Annotated in this window: 16 protein-coding genes and 1 riboswitch; of the genes, 11 read left to right on the top strand and 5 right to left on the bottom strand. The window is 75.0% G+C overall.

The features are described from left to right. Positions 1-147 precede the first annotated feature (147 nt). The 9 genes from BLU42_RS10315 (at position 148) to BLU42_RS10280 (ending at position 9,819) form a co-directional block, all read left to right on the top strand. A complete protein-coding gene (locus BLU42_RS10315) occupies positions 148-2,139 on the top strand; it encodes an FAD/NAD(P)-binding protein (RefSeq protein ID WP_091074352.1) in 1,992 nt (663 codons plus the stop codon). Positions 2,140-2,378: 239 nt separating this feature from the next. Continuing rightward, positions 2,379-2,493, top strand: a riboswitch (SAM riboswitch). Positions 2,494-2,530: 37 nt separating this feature from the next. After that, positions 2,531-3,958 carry an aminotransferase class V-fold PLP-dependent enzyme gene (locus BLU42_RS10310; RefSeq protein ID WP_091074351.1) on the top strand — a complete coding sequence of 476 codons (1,428 nt, stop codon included), beginning with the start codon at positions 2,531-2,533 and terminating at the stop codon, positions 3,956-3,958. Further along, positions 3,955-4,380 carry a glutathione S-transferase family protein gene (locus BLU42_RS21090; protein WP_197680402.1) on the top strand — a complete coding sequence of 142 codons (426 nt, stop codon included), beginning with the start codon at positions 3,955-3,957 and terminating at the stop codon, positions 4,378-4,380. Before BLU42_RS10310 ends, BLU42_RS21090 begins: the two co-directional genes overlap by 4 nt. 14 nt (positions 4,381-4,394) lie before the next feature. After that, positions 4,395-4,916, top strand: a complete 522-nt coding sequence (locus BLU42_RS21085) for a glutathione S-transferase C-terminal domain-containing protein (protein WP_197680401.1) — start codon at positions 4,395-4,397, stop codon at positions 4,914-4,916. After that, complete coding sequence (locus BLU42_RS10300) at positions 4,913-6,115, top strand: LLM class flavin-dependent oxidoreductase (protein ID WP_091074350.1); 1,203 nt, start codon at positions 4,913-4,915, stop codon at positions 6,113-6,115. Before BLU42_RS21085 ends, BLU42_RS10300 begins: the two co-directional genes overlap by 4 nt. Next, positions 6,115-7,509 carry an NtaA/DmoA family FMN-dependent monooxygenase gene (locus BLU42_RS10295; protein WP_091074349.1) on the top strand — a complete coding sequence of 465 codons (1,395 nt, stop codon included), beginning with the start codon at positions 6,115-6,117 and terminating at the stop codon, positions 7,507-7,509. The genes BLU42_RS10300 and BLU42_RS10295 overlap by 1 nt, the downstream gene beginning before the upstream one ends. Beyond that, on the top strand, positions 7,506-8,069 hold the full coding sequence (locus tag BLU42_RS10290) for an NADPH-dependent FMN reductase (RefSeq protein WP_231918090.1): 564 nt from the start codon (positions 7,506-7,508) through the stop codon (positions 8,067-8,069). Before BLU42_RS10295 ends, BLU42_RS10290 begins: the two co-directional genes overlap by 4 nt. Beyond that, positions 8,066-8,638, top strand: a complete 573-nt coding sequence (locus tag BLU42_RS10285; RefSeq protein ID WP_091074348.1) for a flavin reductase family protein — start codon at positions 8,066-8,068, stop codon at positions 8,636-8,638. Before BLU42_RS10290 ends, BLU42_RS10285 begins: the two co-directional genes overlap by 4 nt. A 269-nt stretch (positions 8,639-8,907) precedes the next feature. Continuing rightward, complete coding sequence (locus BLU42_RS10280; protein WP_091074347.1) at positions 8,908-9,819, top strand: NmrA family NAD(P)-binding protein; 912 nt, start codon at positions 8,908-8,910, stop codon at positions 9,817-9,819. 56 nt (positions 9,820-9,875) lie between these two features. On the opposite strand, the gene BLU42_RS10275 is transcribed toward BLU42_RS10280, so the two are convergent. Continuing rightward, positions 9,876-11,186: a DUF1479 domain-containing protein gene (locus BLU42_RS10275; protein ID WP_091074346.1), complete on the bottom strand. Its 1,311-nt coding sequence runs from the start codon at positions 11,184-11,186 to the stop codon at positions 9,876-9,878. A 149-nt stretch (positions 11,187-11,335) separates the two neighbouring features. Here BLU42_RS10275 and BLU42_RS10270 point away from each other — a divergent pair, with 149 nt between their 5' ends. After that, the gene (locus tag BLU42_RS10270) at positions 11,336-12,490 is read left to right on the top strand and encodes an ROK family transcriptional regulator (RefSeq protein ID WP_091074345.1); all 1,155 of its coding nucleotides are present in this window, start codon (positions 11,336-11,338) and stop codon (positions 12,488-12,490) included. A 33-nt stretch (positions 12,491-12,523) separates the two neighbouring features. On the opposite strand, the gene BLU42_RS10265 is transcribed toward BLU42_RS10270, so the two are convergent. The 4 genes from BLU42_RS10265 to BLU42_RS10250 form a co-directional block, all read right to left on the bottom strand. Further along, a complete protein-coding gene (locus tag BLU42_RS10265; protein ID WP_091074344.1) occupies positions 12,524-12,865 on the bottom strand; it encodes a hypothetical protein in 342 nt (113 codons plus the stop codon). 115 nt (positions 12,866-12,980) lie between these two features. Then, positions 12,981-13,244, bottom strand: a complete 264-nt coding sequence (locus BLU42_RS10260) for a hypothetical protein (RefSeq protein WP_091074343.1) — start codon at positions 13,242-13,244, stop codon at positions 12,981-12,983. A gap of 28 nt (positions 13,245-13,272) precedes the next feature. Further along, positions 13,273-13,698 (bottom strand): DUF6584 family protein, encoded by a 426-nt coding sequence (locus tag BLU42_RS10255; protein WP_091074342.1) that lies wholly within the window; start codon positions 13,696-13,698, stop codon positions 13,273-13,275. A gap of 75 nt (positions 13,699-13,773) precedes the next feature. After that, positions 13,774-14,400 (bottom strand): MBL fold metallo-hydrolase, encoded by a 627-nt coding sequence (locus tag BLU42_RS10250; RefSeq protein ID WP_231918089.1) that lies wholly within the window; start codon positions 14,398-14,400, stop codon positions 13,774-13,776. A gap of 170 nt (positions 14,401-14,570) precedes the next feature. On the opposite strand from BLU42_RS10250, the gene BLU42_RS10245 reads away from it, so the two are divergent. Beyond that, complete coding sequence (locus BLU42_RS10245; RefSeq protein WP_091074340.1) at positions 14,571-14,972, top strand: hypothetical protein; 402 nt, start codon at positions 14,571-14,573, stop codon at positions 14,970-14,972. Positions 14,973-14,978: the final 6 nt, after the last annotated feature.

The raw sequence follows: 14,978 nt of genomic DNA, 5'->3' as shown, positions 1-14,978 counted from the left end.
CCCGTGACCAGTGGTCGGCGACGAGGGCTCGGGGGGCGGGGCGGAGCCCGACAGCACCGTGACGGAACAGACGTGGACCACACGGCGTTCCCGAGTAATCCTGTAGACAACGTCCCAGCGCGCGACCGACCAGCCCCGAGGAGAGACGTGCCAGCGAACAGCGACGACCGGCGGAGCCTCGTGCTCGCCGTGGTCGGGGTGGGGCCGCGCGGTGCGGGCCTGCTCGAGCGCCTGGTGACGAACGCCGCCGAGGTCGCCCACGGGCCGGTCGAGATCCACCTGGTCGACCCGTTCCCGCCGGGGGGCGGTCGTGTGTGGCGCGACGCGCAGTCGCAGCTCCTGCGCCTCAACACCACGACCGAGGACCTGACGGCCTTCGTCGACGAGAGCGTCGTCATGGCCGGCCCGATAACACCCGGGCCCACGATGGCCGAGTGGTGCCTCACGCACGGGCGTCACCTGTCCGACCCCGAGCTGGCGGCCGAGGCGGCGACCGTCGGACCGCTGGAGTTCCCCACCCGGCGGCTGGCCAGCGCCTACCTCGGCTGGGCCGTCGACGAGACGCTGGGCCGGCTGCCCGAGGGCGTCACCGTGCACACGCACCCCCAGCGAGCCGTGGACCTGCTCTCCGCGGGCGACGACGGGGGCGGGCGCGAGGTCGTCGTCCTCGAGGACGGCGAGCTGCTGGCCGTGGACGCGGTCGTCCTCACCAACAGCCACGTCGACGTCGCCCCCGCACCGCCCTTCGCGGCGCTCGCGGACCTCGCCGTCGAGCACGGGCTGCACTACCTCCCGCCCGGCTACGCCGGCGACCTGGACCTCTCGGCGGTGCCGGCCGGGGAGGACATCCTCGTCCGCGGCTTCGGGCTCGGATTCGTGGACTTCCTCGTCCTCGTCACCGAGGGCCGCGGCGGGGTGTTCGAGCGCCTCGACGGCCAGGCCGACGGGTCGAGCGACGAGGCGTCGAGCCTCGTCCCCGAGCGTCAGGGCCGGCTCCGGTACGTCCCCTCCGGCCGCGAGCCGCGCCTGCACGTCGGTTCGCGCCGCGGGGTGCCGTACCACTCCAAGCCGATGTACCGCCTCCGCGCCCCGAAGCCGGCGGCCACCCGCTTCTGCACGGCGGAGGCCGTCGGCGCCCTGCTGCGGCGTGGCGAGCCGATCGACTTCCTCGCCGACGTGTGGCCGCTGGTCGGGCGTGAGGTGACCTGGGCGTCCTACGTCGAGCTCGGCCTGGGCCACCCCGGCCGCATCACCGTGCCCTGGGAGGAGTTCGCCGCCACCTTCGCCGCGCTCGAGTGGGGGAGCGAGGCGTACGCGCGCTGGATCGCCGAGGTCGTCCCCGACCCCGCGGACCGTTTCGACCCGGCCGTCGTGGACCGCCCGCTGCGGGACGTGCGGGTAGCGGACCGCGACGAGCTGAGCCGCGTGCTGCGCCGCTACGTGCGCGACGACCTGGAGCGCCGGGCCGACCCCACGTGGAGCGCCGACCTCGGCGCCTTCCACGGCTTCCTCGCCGTGATGCCGGTGATCGGGGCCGCGCTCGCCTCGCCGCTGATGGACCCGCGCTCGCTGCTGCGGGACTTCTACGGCTGGTTCATGGGCTTCTTCAGCTTCTGGGCCAGCGGCCCGCCGCCGGACCGGCTCGAGCAGCTGCTGGCGCTGGAGGAGGCCGGGGTTGTGTCGTTCCTCGGCGGCGGCCTCGAGGTCGGGGTGGACCCGGAGCGCGGCGTCTTCGTGGCCCGCTCGACGACGGTGCCCGGCGAGGTCGCGGCGCGCTCCCTCGTCGACGCGACGCTGCCGGCCTTCGACCTCGCACGGGTCGAGGACCCGCTGCTGGCGACGCTCGCCGCCCGCGGGGAGGTCGCCTCGCAGCTGCTCGTGACCGCCGACGGCGAGCCCGTCGACACCGGCCAGCTCAGCACCGACGGTGCCCAGCGGCTCGTGCGGGCGGACGGCACGGTGGCCGAGCGCCGCTTCGCCCTCGGCATGCACACGACGGTCAAGGCGGCGGCCTTCGCCCGGCCCTGCACCAACGCGCCCGTCCACCGGCTCAACGACCACGTCGCCCGGGCGCTGCTGGCCCTCACCCCGGCGGTCGTCGACGACAGCGAGCCCGTCGGCGCCGGGCGGAGGTCCTGAGGTGGGGCCCCGTACGCCCGCACCGGTCGCACCGCCGGCCGGGCGCGGCCCCGGGCGCGCCTCCGGGACCGCCGTGCCTGCCGAGGCGGGAGGGACCCGCCCGGCCGCAGCACGCGAGCGGCCGTGCCCGGCCGAGATCGAGGCCCGCCTGTCGGTGCTGCTGCGCTGGTCGTGAGCGCCGACCGGTCCGGATCCTGTACCGAAGTGCCCTACTAGGAAATACCGAGTTATAGTGCTCCTGTCACGAGCGCCAGCGTCAAGCCCCGGCTTGCTGGCCGGCAACCCTCCTCCGCGGTGGGGTGCCCCGGGTGACGACACGGCTGGTGCCGGTTCCGGCACCGGCAAGCGCGGCCCCGTCCCACGGGGTCCTGAACCCCACGGAGGGTCCCCGATGACCGTTCTCACCCGTTCCGACGCCGCAGCCGCTCTGACCGAGCGGCTCGACCGCACGGTCGCACCGCTGCTGCCCACCGTCGGCGCCGGCTGGGTCGTGCCGCTCGTCGGCGGCCGCCAGGCCCGGTCGGTCCACCTCGACGTCGCCGCCAGCGCCCCCGCGCTCCAGCGGGTCGCCGACCACGTCGCCGCCGCCCTGCCCGCGTACGCCAGCGTGCACCGCGGGGCCGGCTACCTCTCCCAGCTCAGCACCGCGCTGTACGAGCGGGCGCGGGAGACGGTCGGCACGTCCGTCGGCGCCCGTGCGGACGACGTGGTCGTCTTCACCCGCAACACCACCGACGCGCTCAACCTGCTGAGCAGCGCGGTGCCCGGCGACGTCGTGGTGCTGGACGTCGAGCACCACGCGAACCTGCTGCCGTGGCGCTCACCGAGCCGCGCGCACGGTGCCCGCGTGGTCCGCGTCGCGTCGACGCTCGTCGAGACCGAGGCCCTGCTCGCGGCCGAGCTGGCCCGGTCCCCGGCCGCGCTGCTCGCCGTGACGGGCGCCTCGAACGTCACCGGCGAGGTCCCCGACCTCCGCCGTCTCGCCGACCTCGCCCACGGCCACCGCGCCCGGCTCGCCGTCGACGCCGCCCAGCTGCTGCCGCACCGCGGGGTCGACCTGGCCGCGACCGGGATCGACTACGTCGCCTTCTCCGGCCACAAGGTCTACGCCCCGTACGGCGTGGGCGCCCTCGTCGGACGCCGCGACTGGCTCGACGCCGCCGAGCCCCACCTGGCCGGCGGCGGCGCGGTCCGCGAGGTCACCACGACCTCCACCACCTGGGCGCCGAGCCCGGAGCGCCACGAGGGCGGCACCCCCGCGGTGCTCGGCGCCCTGGCCCTCGCCGAGGCGCTGCGGACGCTGGCCGAGACGGGTCTCGACCGGGTCCGGGAGCACGAGGCCGCGCTGCGCGACCGTCTGGTGGCCGGGCTCGAGGGGCGGGGGATCGAGCCGCTGCGCCTCTGGTCCGACGCCCCCGACGCGGTCGGGGTCGTGAGCTTCGTCGTGCCCGGCTGGCGCTCCGCCCAGGTCGCGGCGTACCTCTCGGCCGAGCACGGCGTCGGCGTCCGCGACGGGCGCTTCTGCGCGCACCCGCTGCTGGCCCGCTTCGGGCTCGGCCGCGGCGACGGTGCGGTCCGCGCGTCCTTCGGGGTGGGGTCGGGCTCGGCCGACGTCGACCGGCTCCTCTCCGCGCTCGACCAGCTCCTCGCCGAGGGCCCGCGCTGGACCTACGCCTCCGACGGCGGCAGCTGTCGACCCGCACCCGACGACCGTCCCGCGCCTGACTGGTCCGGCCTCGAGAGCCTGACCGACCCCCTCGGCAGCGCTTCATCACCGACCAGCCCCTGCGCCACCCTTCCGACCGGAGCCGACCGATGACCCTCTCCCCGCCCCGGGCCGCGTACGCCAGCCCGCCCGACCTCGCCGCGTACGGGCCCTACCGCAGCCCGCAGCGCCCCGACGACCCCCGCCCGCTCTACCGCTTCACCGGCCGGCTGAGCGCCGACGGGTCCAGCGGGTTCCAGGCCGAGGCCGGGCGCTACCACCTGTACGCCAGCTGGACCTGCCCCTGGTCGCAGCGCGTGGTCCTGGAGCTCGCGGTCAACGGGCTGTCCGACGTGGTGCCGACGCACTACGTCGACGACGTGCGCGACGGGCGTGGGTGGGCGTTCCGGGAGACGGACGGTCCGGATCCGGTCAACGGCTTCACCCTGCTGCGCGAGGCGTACGAGGCGACCGAGCCCGGGTTCGACGGTTCGCGCAGTTCCGGGGGTCAGGGGGGTCGTCCCCCCTGGGTGTGACAGGGAACGTCCCGGTGCTGTGGGACACGCAGACCCACCGGATCGTCAGCAACGACTACGCGACGCTCGGGGTCGACGTGGCCACGCAGTTCCCCGGCCACCGCTCGCCCGGCGTCGACACCTACCCGCGCGAGCACCGGGCCGAGATCGACGCGCTCGACGCCTGGCTCGGTCCGGCCGTCAACCAGGGCCTCGGCCGCGCGTCGGGGCAGGGACCGGGTGCCGCGAAGGCCCGCTCGGCGCTGCTGGCCGCCCTCGACGCGCTCGACGACCGCCTCGCCGACGGCGGCTTCCTCGTCGGGCACGGAATCACCGAGGCCGACATCCAGTTGTGGGTGACGTTGGCCCGGTACGACGCCACGCGCGTCGGACCGCCGCTGACCGCCTTCCGCCACCTGGCGCGGTACGCAGCCTGGCTCGCCGAGCTGCCGGCGTTCCACGTCAGCACGCGCTGGGCGAGCATCGGCGGCACCCCGTCGTTCCTCCCCGGGGCCGACGGCGACCAGCACGACGAGCACGTCAGGAGCACCCGATGACCCGGCCGCTGCACCTCGCCGTCGCCCTCGACGGCGCCGGCTGGCACCCCACCGCCTGGCGCCTGCCCACGGCCCGTCCGCGCGAGCTGCTCACGGCCGGCTACTGGGTCGACCTGGCCCGCCGGGCCGAGGAGGGCCTGCTCGACCTCGTGACGTTCGAGGACGGGCTCTCTCTCCAGAGCACCTCCCGCACGGGGCCCGACCACCGCACCGACGAGGTCCGCGGGCGCCTCGACGCCGTGCTCGTCGCCGCCCGCGTCGCGCCCGTGACCAGCCGCGTCGGCCTCGTGCCGACCACGACCGTCACCCACACCGAGCCCTTCCACGTCTCGAAGGCCATCGCCACCCTCGACGTCGTCTCGCAGGGCCGCGGCGGCTGGCGCCCGCAGGTGTCCGCCCGCCCGGACGAGGTCGCCCACTTCGGTCGCCGCGAGGCGTGGGGCGACCTGCTCGGGGACCCGGACGACGTCGCGACCCAGGCGCTGGTCCGTGACCTCTTCGAGGAGGCCGGAGAGGCGGTCGAGGTCGTCCGCCGCCTCTGGGACAGCTGGGAGGACGACGCGGAGATCCGCGACGTCGCGACCGGCCGCTTCGTCGACCGCGACAAGCTGCACTACGTCGACTTCTCCGGGCGCTCGTTCTCGGTGCGGGGCCCGTCCATCACGCCGCGCCCGCCGCAGGGCCAGCCGGTCGTCGTCGCCCTCGCGCACGCCGAGGTGCCGCGGACGTTCGCCGCGCGCTCCGCGGACGTCGTCCTGATCACCCCGCACGACAACGCCACCGCGACCGCGCAGGTCGAGGAGATCGTCGCCGGCCGGCGTGAGGCGGGGCGCGAGGGGACCGACCACGTGTTCGGCGACCTCGTCGTGCTCCTCGACGACGACCAGGGCGGCGCCGACGCGCGCTGGGCGCAGCTCGAGGCGTGGGCCGGTCGGCCGTACACGAGCGACGCCGAGGTCTTCGTCGGCACCCCGCAGGGACTGGCCGACCTGCTGCTCGCCCGAGCCGAGTCCGGACTGACCGGCTTCCGGCTGCGGCCCGCGGCGCTGCCGCAGGACCTGGACGCGATCGTCGACGGCCTCGTCCCCGAGCTGCAGCGGCGCGGGGCGTTCCGGACCGCGTACGACGACGGCACGCTGCGCGACCGCCTCGGGCTGGAGCGCCCGGCCAACCGCTACGCCACGACGGGAGCCCACTGATGGCCGGCAGCACCGCGGGCAGGCCCCGCAAGCAGGTCCACCTCGCCGCCCACTTCCCGGGCGTCAACAACACGACCGTCTGGAGCGACCCGGCCGCGGGCAGCCACATCGACTTCTCGTCGTTCCGCCACCTGGCGCAGGCGGCCGAGCGCGGGCTGTTCGACTTCTTCTTCCTCGCCGAGGGTCTGCGCCTGCGCGAGCAGGGCGGCCAGATCTACGACCTCGACGTCGTCGGCCGGCCGGACACCTTCACGGTGCTGGCGGCGCTCGCCGCGGTGACCGAGCGGCTCGGCCTCGCGGGGACGATCAACTCGACGTTCAACGAGCCGTACGAGGTCGCGCGCCAGTTCGCGACGCTCGACCACCTGTCGGCCGGGCGTGCGGCGTGGAACGTCGTCACGTCGTGGGACGCCTTCACCGGCGAGAACTTCCGCCGCGGCGGCTTCCTGCCGCAGGACGAGCGCTACTCCCGCGCGCAGCACTTCCTCGACACCGCGTTCGAGCTGTTCGACTCCTGGCGCGGCGACGAGATCGTCGCGGACGCCGAGACGGGGGAGTTCCTCCTCCGGCCCGAGGTCGGCACGTTCGCCCACCACGACCAGCACTTCGACATCGCCGGCGCCTTCAGCACGCCGCGCAGCCCGCAGGGCCGCCCGGTGATCTTCCAGGCCGGCGACTCCGAGGAGGGGCGCGAGTTCGCGGCGGCCACTGCCAACGCGATCTTCACCCGCCACGGCACGTACGACGCCGGGCGCGCGTTCTACTCCGACGTGAAGGGGCGGCTCGAGAAGTACGGGCGCCGGCCCGACCAGCTGGTCGTGCTGCCGGCGTCGACCTTCGCGCTCGGCGATACCGACGCCGAGGCCGAGGAGCTGGCCCGTGAGGTGCGCTTCCAGCAGGTCAGCCCGGCGACGGCGATCAAGCTCGCCGAGCAGCTGTGGAACACCGACCTGTCGGGGTTCGACCCCGACGGCCCGCCGCCGTCCTTCGACCCCGTGGTGAGCGACGAGCTCATCAGCAAGGGACGCGCCAGCGTGCGCATGCACAAGGACCCGGTCTCGACCGCGCGCGAGTGGCGCGCCCAGGCCGAGGCCGAGCACCTCTCGCTGCGCGAGCTGATCGTCGAGACGACGAACCGGCAGAACTTCGTCGGCTCGGCGCGGACCATCGCCGACCAGATCGACCACTTCGTGCAGGAGGACGTCTGCGACGGGTTCATCCTCGTCCCGCACGTCACCCCGGGCGGGCTCGACCGCTTCGTCGACGAGGTCGTGCCGCTGCTGCAGGAGCGCGGGTCCTTCCGCACCGCGTACGAAGGGACCACGCTGCGCGACCACCTCGGGCTGGACCCGCTCCCGGTGCCCTCGGCCATGACGGCGAGGGTGGACGCGTGAGCACCGAGACCGTGGGCCCGCAGCCCCGTACGGAGGTCGTCGCGCTGTCGAGCAACCCGCGGCGCGGTTCGCGGACGCTGCTCGTCGCGCGCACGCTGGCCGAGCAGGTCGCGGCGCGGGCCGGGCTGTCCGGTCCGGTCACCGAGGTCGAGCTCGCCGACGTCGCGCAGCAGCTCTTCGCCCCCGAGGCGCCCGACGCCGACCGGGCCGCCGCGACCGTGGCCGGGGCCGCCGTGGTCGTGGTGGCCACGCCGGTCTACAAGGCCAGCTACACCGGCCTGCTCAAGGCCTTCGTCGACCGCTACCCCGGCGGCGGGTTGAAGGGCACGCTGGTCGTGCCCGTCACCGTCTCCGCCAGCCCGGCCCACGCCTTCGTGGCCGAGCACCTGCTCCGCCCGCTCCTGGTCGAGCTGGGCGCGCTCGCGCCCACCCGACCCTTTGCCGTCACCGAGTCCCAGCTCGGTGACCTCGACGACCTCGCGGCCCGGTGGGCCGACGAGGCCGGGCCGCTCGTCGCTGCGCTGCTCGGGACCGCGACGCCTGAGAAGAGGACCTCATGACCGCCGACCCCGGCACCCGCCACGGCCTGCCGACGACCCCGCTGACCGAGGTCGCCCCGGCGCCCGTCGCCGACGTGCCCGCGCCCGTCGCGGCCGACACCTTCAAGGCGATCTTCCGCCGCCACCCGGCCGGCGTGGCCATCGTGGCCCTCGCCGACGGCGAGCGCCCGGTCGGCTTCACCGCCACCTCGGTGATCTCGGTGTCCGCCGAGCCGCCGCTGCTCGCGTTCTCCATCGCGGGCACGTCGTCGGCCTGGCCGACGCTGTCGGAGGCCACGACGCTGACCGTGAACTTCCTCGGCGCCGAGCAGGTCGACGTCTCGGCCCGCTTCGCCACCCGCGGGGTCGACCGGTTCGCCGGCGTGGGCTGGCACCGGCTCGAGACCGGGGAGCCCGTCCTCGACGACGCTCCCGCCTGGGTGCGGGGCGAGGTCGTCCAGCGCATCCCGGCCGGCTCCAGCTACCTCGTGCTGGTGCGCGTGCTCGAGTCCGCGCAGCCCGGAGCCACGGCGCCGCTCGTCTACCACGACCGGGCGTACCACCAGCTGGGTGACGGTTCCGCGCTCTGACGCGCTCTGACGCGCGCTCGACTGCAGAAACGAGCGCCAGCTCGCTCCAGGAGGGCCCGAGGAGGCCCGGGGAGCGAACTGGCGCTCGTTTCTGCAGCAGAGCCCCGGGGTCCGGGTGCACCGGTGACCTCGGCTCGCGCGGTGGCCAGGGCGTGGGCGGCGGCGGGTAGCCTGCCCGCCCACCACCCGGAACGACATCGACCACCCGGTCGGGCCGCCGCACCGTCTGACCGACGGTCACCGGGCCCGGACCAGAAGGACGTGCAGCCATGACCACCTCGATCCTCGTCGCCGGCGCGACCGGTGACCTCGGCCGTCGCGTCGTCCGCGAGCTCCGCACCCACGACACCCGGGTCCGTGTGCTCACTCGTCCTGGGTCCGGCGCCGCGGCCGGCGCGTTCGCGGGCGAGGACGGGGTCGAGGTCGTGGCCGCCGACTACGGTGACCACCGCGCCCTGACCGCGGCGGTGTCAGGGACGGACGTCGTGGTGTCGACCGTCAGCGGCACCCGGTCGGTGGTCGTCGACGCGCAGCGCGCGCTCCTCGCGGCGGCGGTCGACGCGGGGGTCCCGCGCTTCGTGCCGTCGGACTACTCCGCCGACTACCGCAGGATCACCCCGGGCACGAACCGCAACTTCGAGCTGCGGCGCGAGTTCGCCGCGGACGTCGACGCGGCCCCGCTCCGGGCGACCTCGGTGCTGAACGGGATGTTCACCGAGCTGCTGACCGGCCAGGCGCCGTTGATCCTGTTCCGCCGGAGCAGGGTGCTCTACTGGGGCTCGGCCGACCAGGTGCTCGACTTCACCACCAAGGACGACACCGCCCGTACGGTCGCGCACGTGGCCCTCGACCCGGCGGCACCGCGCGTCGTCGAGGTCGCGGGCGACTCACTGAGCGCGCGGCAGATCGCCTCGCTTGTGAGCGAGCTGACCGGCACCCGCTTCACGCTCCAGTGGGCGGGCACGCCGCACTCGCTCTCGGCGATGGCCAGGGTCGGTCGACGCCTCGCGAAGGACTCCGACGAGACGTTCCCCGCGTGGCAGGGCATGCAGTACTTCGTCAGCATGTTCAGCGGGCAGGCGCGCCTCGCCCACGTGAGCAACGACCGCTACGGCGACCCGCGGTGGACCAGCGTCCGCGACGTGCTGACCGCGCACCTCGCCGCACCGACGTCTGCCTGACCCCGCGACACCTCCGCGCGGGCCGCGTCAGCGCCGTCGGACGTGAGGGCCACGGACTAGAGCCCGAGGCCCCGGCGCCCGATGTCGTTGAGCTGGTCGGGGCCGAAGCGGTTGGACCAGGAGGCCTCGTAGTCCTCCTCGGGGAAGTCCGAGGGGCTCCGGCCCGACAGGAACGACTCGCGCACCGAGGCCGCGTACGCCTCGTTCTTGGTGCAGCGCGGGGCGGCCGGGATGTAGATGACGTTGCCCCAGCCCTGCTGGTCGGTGACCGGCGCGACCGCGTGGATCATGTCGCAGTGCCACCAGACCGAGTCGCCGGGCGCGACGTCGGGGATGCCGGACAGCGCGCGCGTCAGGATCGCGTGGTAGCGCTCGTTGACGGGGAAGGTGCGGTTCGGCTGGACGCCGCACATCTCGCCCTCGTCGACGTCGTCGAGCAGCGGGCGGAGCATCAGGTACGCCATCGCCTTCGGGATCGGCACGGTGTGCAGGACGCCCTGGTCACGGCGCATCTCGCTCAGCGCGGTCCAGCCCTGGAAGGTGCGGAAGGCCGAGCACATCGTCGAACCGGGGTACTGCGCGGCCTCGGTGCGGTAGGCCGCGTCCCACGGGTCGTACGCCGCCACGTCGCCGGCGAAGAGGTGCCGGAAGTGCTGCTGGTAGCCCTCGGTCATCCACAGGTCGAGCGTGCCGGGGTCGAGGTGGGTGCCGAGGCCGCCCGAGGTCGCGCCGGGCGGGCGGCGGCGGATGCGGTCGGGGTAGAGGGTGTCGACCTCCGGGTCGAACCAGCGACGGCCTTCGCTCTCGTGCGTCCAGCGGCTGTTCAGGAACGCCTGGACCGTCGCCATCCGCGGGTGCTGGCGGGCCTCCACCTGGGCCTTCGACCAGTAGACGGGGTAGATCTCGGGCTTGCTCATCTCGCTGCCGAGGGTGCCGAAGAAGTCGTCGGCCGGGCCGGCGTAGGTCTCGAAGAAGCGGTTGGACTCGACGTAGTCGACGACGTCGGCGTCCCAGCCCTCGGCCTCGGCGCGGTCGAAGTGGCCGCGCACGACGGCGCAGCCGCGGCGCTTCAGCAGCGCCAGCTGCTCGTCGCTGACGGTGCCCGCCTCGATGTCGGCGTAGTCGATGACCGGCCAGACGCTCTCACCGCGCTCACGGGCGGCCTCGATGTCGGCGATCTCGCCCTCGAGGAAGGCCTCGACCTCCTCCACGACCTGGGCGACCGTACGGCCCGAGGCCTCGATCCGCGCCCGGATCGCGGCCTTGATCTCGGCCGTCGCGGCGGGGATGTCGTCGGGGATCGTCTCCCAGTGCGGGAGCCCGGTCAGCGGGCTGACCGGCGTCGAGGGGGCGGTGCTCGTGGACATGCTGATGACCTCCGCGGTGAGATAGTCAGGACTCTTAACTGAACCCGTGCTGGAACTGTAGGGGACCGCACGGCTAAAGTGCAAGGACTCCTTACTGATCGACCCGGTGCCCGTGCCCGGAGCCCGAGGACCCCGACGAGAGGTGGCCGATGACCGACGTCCCCGGTGCGCCGCGGGCCTCCCTCGCCCTGCTCCGGCGGATCACCGACCGCCACGTCGTCGACCAGCTGCTCGCGACGGAGGCGATGACGCGGGCCGAGGTCGCGGCGGCCACGGGCATCTCCAAGCCGACGGTCTCCGAGGCCGTACGCCGCCTGGAGCGCGAGGGCGTCCTGGTCGAGGCGGGCGCGGCACCGTCCGGCCGGCGAGGACCGGCCGGCGTGCACTACCGGCTGCGGACGGACCTCGGCGTCGCGCTCGCGCTGGAGGGCGGTCCCGACGGGCTCGTCGCCGAGGTGCTCGACCTGCGGGGGACCGTGCTGCGGAGGGTCGAGCGCATTACCCCGAGCCCCGTCCGGGCGGCCGAGCTCGCGGCATCGCTCGTCGACCTCGTCCGGGACGCGACCACCGACCTGCCGGGGCCTGTCCGCGCCGGCGCGCTCTCGCTCGCCGGGCCGGTCGACCGGACGACCGGTCGGCTCGTGCACCTGCCGCACTCGCCCTTCCTCGTCGACGAGCTGGACGCGCGCCCGCTCCTCGAGCCGCTCGTCGGCGTCGGGCTCGCGATCGACAACGACGTGAACTGGGCCGCGCTCGCGGAGCACGACGCCGGCGTGGCCACGGGGGTCGACGACTTCGCCTACCTCCACCTCGGGCACGGGCTCGGTGGTGCGCTCGTCCAGGGCGGCGCGCTGGTCCGCGGACACACGGGGCTGGCGGGCGAGCCGGCGCACGTCCTCACACGCGGGCCGGACGGGCGGGCCACGTCGCTGGTCGGCTGCTTCGGCGAGCTCGGCCTGCTGCGGTCGGGCTCGGACACCATCGCGGTCGACGCGGTGATCCGGGCGCTGACGGGTGAGGGTTCGCAGGACGTGCGGCGGCGCGACGTCGTCGTCGAGGCCGTCGCCGGCGTGCTGGCGACGGTCGCGACGCTGCTCAACCCGGCGGCGCTCGTCGTCGGGGGGCCCTGGGCCGCGGCACCGGGGTTCACCGACCGGCTCGCCGCCCGGACGGAGGAACTCCTCGTCGCCCCGACCCCGCTGCGGGTCGCGCGCCTCGGAGGCGCCGCACCACTCCTGGGTGCGCGGGTTTCCGCGCTCCGGGACCTGCGGTCGGCGCTCCTCGACGCGGAGCCCGCTTCCTAGGCGCCCGGGTCCGTCCGCCGAGGGCCGGCCGGGTCAGCCGTAGCGGTGGCTCTTCTCGGCGTGGCCGGCCTCGCGGGTGCACGCGCGGCCGTTCATGGACTTGTGGCCGCACAGCCCGCTCGCCGCCGGCGCCTCGACCGGGAGGAGGGCGTCCTCGGCCCCGGCGGGCGGGGCGGGGGGCTCGGCCTTCTTGGCGCGTGCCTTCTTCGGCTTCGGCGCAGGGGTCGCCGCGGGCACTCCCTCGACCAGCGCCTCCGCGGGCTCCGTCGGCTGGGGCGCCGCCTGCGCCGCCGCCTCGCGGCGCGTCGGGCCGCTGGCCCGCAGCCGGGCGTACTTCGCTTCGCGCATCGCCCGCTGGGCGTCGACCTTGCTCATCGTCCGATCACGCGCCAGAGCGTACGAGGTCCCTCCGACGGTCCCGGCGCGCTGCGCGCAGCCTCCGCCGAACGGTAGGTTGCCGCGCCGATCAGCCCGCGACGCGCGCCGCAACCTACCCCTCGGCGGAGGTGGGTCCGGCAGCGTCCGGTTCACGGGGTTCGGGTGGCGTGAGCTTGGCGCGCATCGTGGCGGTGTCGTCCGTCCAGATCGCGGCGTCGAGCCGCGCCACCACGACGAGGTCGTCCATCCGGGCCGTCCGGAGTCTTACACCCGCCTCCCGGGCGCGCGTGCGCAGTGCCTCGCGCACCTCGGCCGCGACTGCCTCGTCGGCCACCGTACGAGCGCTCTGCCCGTCGGCCACGACCTCCGCGAACATCGCCTCCGCGATCGCCGGCGCCGACGGTTCAGCGCCACCAGCGGCGGAGCCGTTCGAGGACCGTCCGGAGGGGGTGCGCCGCACGCTCCCATCGTGCGCTCTCCTCGGCCGACCGGCGAGCGAGGTCCTGCAGCGCCTCGCGGACGTGCGGCGGGGCGTCCTCGAGGGGCGCCCGCCACCTGAGCCCGCGCAGGATCGAGGTGGCGGTCCAGGACGGTGTCATCCGGTGCGCGCACTGGTGCTCGTACGCCGCGACCTCCTCGGGGTCGGCCGCCCCGAACCAGCCCCAGCGCCCGGCCTCGTCGCGGTGGCCGTCGGCCCGGTAGAGCCCGGCCAGCAGCGCCCGGGCGTCCAGGTCGTCGCTGCGGTCGACCAGGTAGCCCTGCAGACGACGCCGGGCAAGCTGCGTCCGGCCTGCGGCGGCGTCCGCGACGGCTCGGTCGACGGCATCCACGGCGTCAGCGTGGCACCCCGAACCCCGCCGAGAGGTAGGTTGCCGCGCCTTTCCGGGTCGGAACTGCGCCGCAACCTACCGCTCGGCGGAGGAGGGAGAGGCGGCGGACGACGAGGGGTACCTCGGGCGCCAGGGACGGTGCTCGTGGCTCAGCCAGACCTGCTCGGGGTCGAGCGCGCGGATCAGGCGCTGGCCCTCGGTCTGCGGCTGGTCCAGCTCCCCGAACCACATCGCGGTGTCCCCGCAGACCACCGTCGGGTGCTCGCCGGTGCCGACGACGACGATCTGCGAGCCCGGGGTGTGGCCGGGCGCGGGCACCAGTCGTACGCCGGGCAGCAGCTCGTGCTCGCCGTCGACGGGCACGTACTCCACGCCCGCGGCGTCGACCCACGCGAGGATCGTGGGGACGGCGAGGCTACGGACGTCCTCGAGCTCGCGACGCTGCACGTAGAACGGCCTGCCGGCGAAGCGGCGGTTGCCGCCGCAGTGGTCGAAGTGCAGGTGGGTGTTCACCACGACGTCGATGCTCGCGGGGTCGAGCTCCTCGAGGCCGACGTCGAGCACCCGGGGGTCGAGGTCGGCGACCAGCGGGTGCAGCTCGGTGAGGCCGGTGTCGACGAGCACCCGCGCCTCCGGGTGCTCGATGACGTGGACGTAGACCGGCATCAGCTCGCCCTCGGCCACCAGGTCGGCCACGTGCACCGGCCTGACGGTGACCCGTGGGCTCCGTGAAGCCGGGGTGCCGGGGGTCGTGCGTACGCCGTCGCCGTCGCTCATGGCGGGGGAGACCCGGGACGCCGCCGGGACTCATCGGCCGTGCCGGGTCCGCGCGGGAGGGCCGCTCCCGCGACGCCGGCTGGGAGCATGGGGCGATGGAGCGGCAGCGCAAGGTCGGGGTCGTGGCGCTCGTGCTGGCGGCGCTGCTCGCCGTCGGGACTGTCGTCGGGCTGGTCCGCGGGGTCCAGGACGGCGACTGGGTCGTCGCGTCGGGGGCCGCGGTCCTGATGGCCGCCGCGCTGAGCCAGTGGGCGGCGGTCCGCGCGCGCGCCCGGAGCGGGCGGCTGCTCACCGGGGAGGCCGTGCTGCTCGTCGCGCTCGGGGTGCTCGGCCTCGTCCTCTGCGGCCTGGACTTCGTCACCGGCGAGCGCGCGAACCGCGCCTTCACGGTGCTGTTCGCCGCCGGCGTGATCGTCGTGGTCGGCGGCGTGGTCGGCTCGTACTGGCGCTCGGCCGACCCCGCCGCGACGACGGGCGACGCGACGCCCCGGGCCTAGACGGGG

The organism is Microlunatus sagamiharensis (assembly GCF_900105785.1).
In the GTDB taxonomy this organism is placed as follows: Bacteria; Actinomycetota; Actinomycetes; order Propionibacteriales; family Propionibacteriaceae; genus Microlunatus; species Microlunatus sagamiharensis.
The sequence above is the reverse complement of the archived record's forward strand: the minus strand, read 5'-3'. Positions and strand labels throughout refer to the sequence as shown.